The sequence below is a fragment of the Candidatus Hydrogenedentota bacterium genome, from assembly GCA_012523015.1.
Lineage (GTDB): Bacteria > Hydrogenedentota > Hydrogenedentia > Hydrogenedentales > CAITNO01 > JAAYBJ01.
On sequence record JAAYJI010000269.1, the window covers coordinates 1 to 6,314 of the forward strand.

General features: G+C 47.1%; 7 protein-coding genes. All 7 read left to right on the forward strand.

Annotated elements, in window-relative coordinates; translation table 11 throughout:
- A partial coding sequence (gene asnB / locus GX117_11890; protein NLO34029.1) for an asparagine synthase (glutamine-hydrolyzing) occupies positions 1-1,840 on the forward strand: 1,840 nt, incomplete at its 5' end.
- A 176-nt stretch (positions 1,841-2,016) separates the two neighbouring features.
- Positions 2,017-2,793 carry a glycosyltransferase family 2 protein gene (locus GX117_11895; GenBank protein ID NLO34030.1) on the forward strand — a complete coding sequence of 259 codons (777 nt, stop codon included), beginning with the start codon at positions 2,017-2,019 and terminating at the stop codon, positions 2,791-2,793.
- Between the two features lie 106 nt (positions 2,794-2,899).
- Positions 2,900-4,054, forward strand: coding sequence for a hypothetical protein (locus GX117_11900; protein NLO34031.1), 1,155 nt, complete (start codon positions 2,900-2,902; stop codon positions 4,052-4,054).
- The gene (locus GX117_11905) at positions 4,051-4,629 is read left to right on the forward strand and encodes an HD domain-containing protein (protein NLO34032.1); all 579 of its coding nucleotides are present in this window, start codon (positions 4,051-4,053) and stop codon (positions 4,627-4,629) included. The genes GX117_11900 and GX117_11905 overlap by 4 nt, the downstream gene beginning before the upstream one ends.
- A gap of 321 nt (positions 4,630-4,950) precedes the next feature.
- On the forward strand, positions 4,951-5,124 hold the full coding sequence (locus GX117_11910) for a hypothetical protein (protein NLO34033.1): 174 nt from the start codon (positions 4,951-4,953) through the stop codon (positions 5,122-5,124).
- 178 nt (positions 5,125-5,302) lie between these two features.
- The gene (locus GX117_11915) at positions 5,303-5,881 is read left to right on the forward strand and encodes a leucine-rich repeat domain-containing protein (GenBank protein ID NLO34034.1); all 579 of its coding nucleotides are present in this window, start codon (positions 5,303-5,305) and stop codon (positions 5,879-5,881) included.
- A 114-nt stretch (positions 5,882-5,995) separates the two neighbouring features.
- A partial coding sequence (locus GX117_11920; protein NLO34035.1) for a hypothetical protein occupies positions 5,996-6,314 on the forward strand: 319 nt, incomplete at its 3' end.

Sequence of the window (6,314 nt, forward strand, 5' to 3'; positions counted from 1 at the left end):
ATTAGATCTGGTTCATGCCATGACCGATAGTCTTGCCCATCGGGGTCCTGATGGGCAGGGATTTTTCTATGATGCCGATGTGGCGTTGGGCTATAGGCACCTTGACACGGGAAAAGCTGCGTTTTACGATTCCGACCGTAGTTCAAAGGAAAATCGTTTCCTCATCGTTTTCAGCGGCTTTCTGGTTAACCTGCCGGATATACGCAAAGATCTTGAAAGGGCAGGCGTTGTTATTGAAGGGGATACTGTGTCGGACATCCTCTGTGCCGCCTATAAACATTGGCGTGAAGATTGCCTATGTCATTTTCGGGGGATGTTCAGTATCGCGCTGTGGGATCGTCTGGAACAACAACTTTTCTTGGCACGGGACCAAATTGGCACGCAGCCCCTTTATTACGCACGGGCAAAGAACGGTATATTATTTGCCTCAGAAATAAAAGCCTTGCTGTTGTGCCCGGACATAGACACCGACCTTGATTTGGAAAGTCTTGACGATTACCTGACTTACCTCTATACGGTGCCGCCAAGAACCTTGTTTCGAGGAATTTCTCAGTTACCGCCAGGCCATTCACTTTTGTGGCAAAAAGGGGAGTTTACAGTACATCGATATTGGAAACCTCCCTGTAAAATTACCGATGTTCAACGATCCGAGGACGAACTCGTTGAGGAGATTGATGAGCGCTTGAGTCGACTCATTCGCTTGTACGGCATCGCTTCTAAACCTGTGGGTGCTTTCCTGAGCGGAGGATTGGATTCAGCCGCCATTACCCATTATCTGAGGGGAGATCACAGCGATTTAAAGACCTTTACGTTGGGCTTTGGCGCTGAAGGTGATGCCTATGACGAACGGGAAGAGGCGCGCAAACTTGCCGCATTCATGGGGACCGATCATCATGAGATTCAGGTAAGTTCATCCCTAGCCGATTTGTTGCCAAGTATGGTCGATCACTTTGACGAAGCTTTCGGTAATCCTACGGCCTTGTTAAGCTGGAGGATTAGCGCGTATGCTCGACAACATTGCTCGGTAATTTTATCCGGGGACGGCGGCGATGAGGCATTCGGCGGATATCCCCGCTATCAAGGCATGTTGTGGTTACAATATTACCGCCGTATTCCTCTGTGGCTCCGTGAAAAAATAATGTATCCCGTTGCCCAACGGCTGCCGGAAAGTGTCTCGGGATTTCACGCGCTCCGCCGTATTCGGCAATTCACAAGCAATACCCGCTTGGGTCCCATCGACAGCTACGCACGCTGGGTCGGTTGTTATACTCCTTCGGAGCGACAATCCCTCTACAGCGAGACCTTGAGCAATGCCTTAGCCGGCAGAGATGCTTATACGTACCTCAGAGATCTCGCACAAGGCTGCGACTGCGAAGATTTGTGTACAACGATCATGGCTGTTGACGCCCTGTCTTTTTTACCCAACAACGTGTTGCAATATGGCGATCGAATGAGCAGAGCCCATTCTCTGGAAGTGCGCAGTCCCTTGGCCGACCCGGAATTCCTTTCTTTTATGCTCACGATACCGACGGCTTTCAAACTCAAAAAAGGAAAAGACAAATATTTGCTGCGCAAGTTGATGTCCGGCTATCTTCCTCCTGAGGCGGCCAAGGGCGTCAAAAAAGGATTTAATCCGCCTATGGGCTTTTGGTTGAATGAGGGCTTGCGTGCTTTGGTAGATCAATTTTTGGCACCGGAGAAGTTGAGAAGGGCAGGGCTCTTTAATCCTTCCTATGTGCAAAAGATGTTGGAAGACCATCGCAACAACAAAAAGGACAACACCTGGCATTTATGGGCGCTCATTGTATTTGAACAGTGGCGTCAACGCTATCTTAAGTGATTTTTTCGGCGGGCGGTGGTTTTGAGCAGCGCGAATACAGTTTCACTGCCCTTCCCTATGCCTCTGTCTTTTTCGTGTTCAGTATAGAACGTGATACACTTAATTCCCGGGAGGTGACGCTTTGTGATACCCACAGGCCTCAGCTCCTTTTCAGTGCTACAAAATGGAGTTTACGGATGCACGATGTTACCGTTTTAACCTTGGTTCCACCTGACTTTGACCGCTTGCCCAAATGCTTGGAAAGTGTAGCATGGGCTGATCAACGCTTGTGCGTTGTTGATGCGCGCGCGCCTGAGGAAGCTATTGAAGCGGCACGCGCCTATACCGATCAAGTCGTGGTTCATCCTTATGAAAACGCAGCGGCACAACGAAATTGGGCCTTGCCCCAAATCACGACAGAGTGGGTGCTCGTGCTGGATGCGGACGAGTGGGTTTCCGATGCGCTGGCCGAAGGGATCCGTGAAATTATTCAGCGTGACGGTGGACCTGAGGGCTATCAAATTTGGCGTCAATCCTATTTTATGGGAAAGTTGATCCGTCATTGTGGCTGGCATCGCGATTACAATCTTCGTTTGTTTAGAACTGCCAAAGGGAAATATTTAGATAGGCGGGTACACTCGAAAGTGATTGTAGATGGGGAAGTGGGCACCATCAAACTGCCTATGTACCACAATACCTATCGGGACTTTGATGAATACTTTGCGACTATGCAGCGATTTACAACTTGGGGCGCACAGGATGCTTATGACCGGGGCAAACGCAGCCGCCTGAGAGACCTGATCTTTAGACCGGGTATCCGTTTCTTGAAGATGTACCTTTTAGATCATGGATTTTTAGACGGTTATCATGGTGCAGTGCTCTGCGGTTTATCTGCCTGTTCCGTATTTACAAAGTATGCGAAACTTTGGAAATTACACCATGATAGTACGGCTGATCAGAAATCAGCGTTATAGTTGAACGGAAGAATTATTACGGTTACAATAACTACACCAATAATGTGGTTCTGTTGAATCCATAAAAACGGGTATTTTTCGTTGCCCAACTCACAGGAGTATTGTTATGAAGGGCTTGTCCTTTGAGAATTTTATTAAACATCCATCCAACCAAAAAGCCTTTGACATCTGTTCTCAACTCGCACGCTTCGAGGGAGAACGGCGGTCTCCTGTTGTTTTGCTTGGTGAGAAGGGCGCCGGTAAAAGTCATTTACTCTGGGGGCTGGTGAATTATTATCGCAGCAATAAAACGCGGGTTGGTGTCGCCCTTATCTCACCGACCAACTTCCCTGCAAAAATTAAAAAGCTAGCCGTGGATCCTGCGAAATTGACTACGAGCAGACCGATTGTCATATTGGTGGACGATCTGAATCTCTTTTCCGAAGAAGACTTGGATGATCTCGAAAAGGTGCTCTATGTAGTTGATGAACACGGTCATACCATTGTGCTGACCACGCAAATCCATCCCAATATCATGACCGGACTCAGCGGCAAATTAAAATCCTTTTTGAGCGGTGGTTTGATAATTGGGCTCAAAGCCCTTCCCAAATCAGAAGATACATTAATTCCTGAAGCAGCATTACAGGAAATCATGAAGCTGAAGCAGAAGATTGCGGAACTGGAAGAAGAACGCTCTCTTGATGTCGTGGCGGGCGATGGCGCTTCGGCGGCGCCCGATAAGGCTGCAGATGGCCCGTCGGAAGAAGAGCTTGCCGCTTGGGAACAAGAGGTGAACGAACTGACGGCGCGCTTCGAAAAACAAAAACAACAAGCGGAAGAACAATTCGGTACGCTCGCCGCTGCTGTAGATCAGCTGGAACAGGAAATCAGTGCCGATTTTGATCTTAAAGCAGCGATCTCTCTAATCAACGAGAAGCATAATCAAGAATGCACGGAGGAATTGAAAGCTGCGAAACAAATGATTGTTGTTAAAGAAGTAGAGATACGGGTATTGCGTACGTCAATGGCAGAATTAGCGAAAGATGCCGAAAAACTCGCCAAGACCAGCCGCGCCAAAAAATTGTTTAAAGATCCCAAGGCAACCCTAGGCCTTATTGTGGATCAGCTCCAAATTCTCGGTCGTGATCCTGCCGATCCTACGAAAGAAGATTTACCGCCATTACAGGACACCTTAGAAAGCAGCTCCGATGCCTTTGGGCCGGAACCGGATGGAATAGATTTTTTGACAACGCCGAATTTTGAAGGAGATCATGACCTTTGAAAAACTACAATGATCTCGCCGAAAATATCCTTCAACTCTTTTGGCGAATACACTGTTTAGATCTGATCCCTCGAGCCGGTTTTTTGTTGCGTGGTGTACCCAATCCCGAATCTGTCTCTGCACACAGCCATTTTCTTGCCACACTGACCTTGATCTTTGTGCGTGAGGAGCCGGAACGTTATGATCAAGCAAAAGCTTTAGCCATGGCGCTCGTTCATGATCTGGCGGAATCGCAGCTCATGGATATTCCCATGCCCGTGGCAAATGCATGGTTGGGAGACGCAAAAGATAAAGCGGAAGAGGGCGTATTCAACGAACTCTTTAAAGCCTTTCCTGATTATTACAGTGCGTTGCACGACGAATTCCAACAGGGAGAATCCAATGAAGCGCAGTTGTTGCGTGCCCTCGATAAAGCGCAGATGATGATTAAAGTCCTCTATTATGAGAAACAAAATCGCGGCTGTTTAGAAGAGTTTTGGCAAAAACCCGGAAACTTTAACGACATGGACATACCCCTGGTATCAGCCCTCTTTGATCTGATCTGTAAAAAGGCGGGAAAAAAACGCCCTGTCTAAATCGAAAAGCCTTTTGGGATGTATAGGTCTGTCGACACCGCTTCCGGCTACTCAGTACTTCCAATAAATCCTGCAATTGCACTCAGACCAGACCACGCCTTGCTTTACGCTTTCATAAAAGAGCGATGCGACGCCGCTTTGCTTTGCCGTATTTTTGCCCCTCCTTTTTTTTGGGTTCTTCTCATTGCAGATAAATTCTTGACATTTGAGGGAAAATTGACTAAACTATAGGATACTTGGTGCAATAGATTGGTTTGGATAACCGTAATAAAGCATCGTTTCCATCTATGATGGTACTGTAAGGAAGGATTAGGAACCATTATGAAACACTTAAAAACAGTGACACTCTCCCCGGTGGCGAAGGCGGCAAAATGGCAGGATAATGTTTGCATCATTGCGCAAACACTCAACACCATTTTGGGTTTTTTTGGCGGCTCCTCTCCGCTTCTCAATTTTCTGGATGATAAATGCACAATACCCACAGCCAATAACTAAGGATGCCCTGGCTTTCGCGGATTAGTTCTGTGGCGAATTGTGCATGGTATTTTCTAATTTAATTCGAGATGATGTTCAAAAGGAATCAATAGCGCCGACAGGAACAGATCATGTGTATGGACACATGTATTTGTTGGAACTGTAACGGCATACTATGAGGTTGACACAGATGGGTACAATGAAACATATTGGCCAAGTGGTCGTGCTGGTCTGCATACTTGCAATGGGTCTTAACGGATGTTCTCCAATTGTCTTTATCCCGGATCCTGCGTTGAAATCAGTGATTCAGGCAGAATTGGGTAAACCCTTGTCTTTGTTTCTTACGCAGACAGATCTCGCTAAGATTACGGAATTAAACGGTTCCGGCTATAACATTGACAGCTTGGAAGGGCTGCAATTTTGCAACAATCTACGCAAAATTAATCTGAGCGATAATCGTATCTCCAGTATGGGGGCCCTTGCCGGATTGACTAAGCTGACCTATCTCAATCTTAGTGGAAACGAAATTACCGATATTGAGCCCGTGTCAGGCATGTTGTCCCTAGACTATCTCAATCTTGGCGGGTCTGGCAATGCCATTATCGATTGGCGATATCTGCAGGACAATGTGTTGAACGGCGGATTAAAGGCGGGTTCCGTTGTCGTGTTGCCTTATGTCCACACCATGAGCAGCACGGGTAATCCCTATCCTAGTTTTCTGGGAGCCTACACCGCTATGGTAGACGCAGGTGTAATCCTCGAATTTTTAAATGATTAAACGCGTTTATAAAAAGTTTTATCCTATTCAGGACATTGGAAAAGTTATTTGGTGGTTCGCTTTGCCCGGGACGTTTTTACACGCCACAGGGCAATACAACACTGAGGCGCTACGATGAGAACAATACTCTGCAGGACGGCGATACTGCTCTTTGTGTTTGGAAGCGGTATATTTCTCGCCGGTTGTTTTGAAAATGCAAAATTAGAAACCGCTCCTGCGTCAATCGCGTTTAGCTCGGGACAATTGGAAAGACGGCTTACACTCAGCAATTCAGGCGCACGAGCCTTTGACTGGTCACTGGATACGCTCGTCCGTGATTCAGAGGATGATCCTTGGCGTGAAGAATCACTGGACTGGCTCATCCCTTCCAAATCGAGCGGTACACTGAAGCCGGGTGTAGAAAATCTTACGCTAAGTATTGATCCCATGGAAA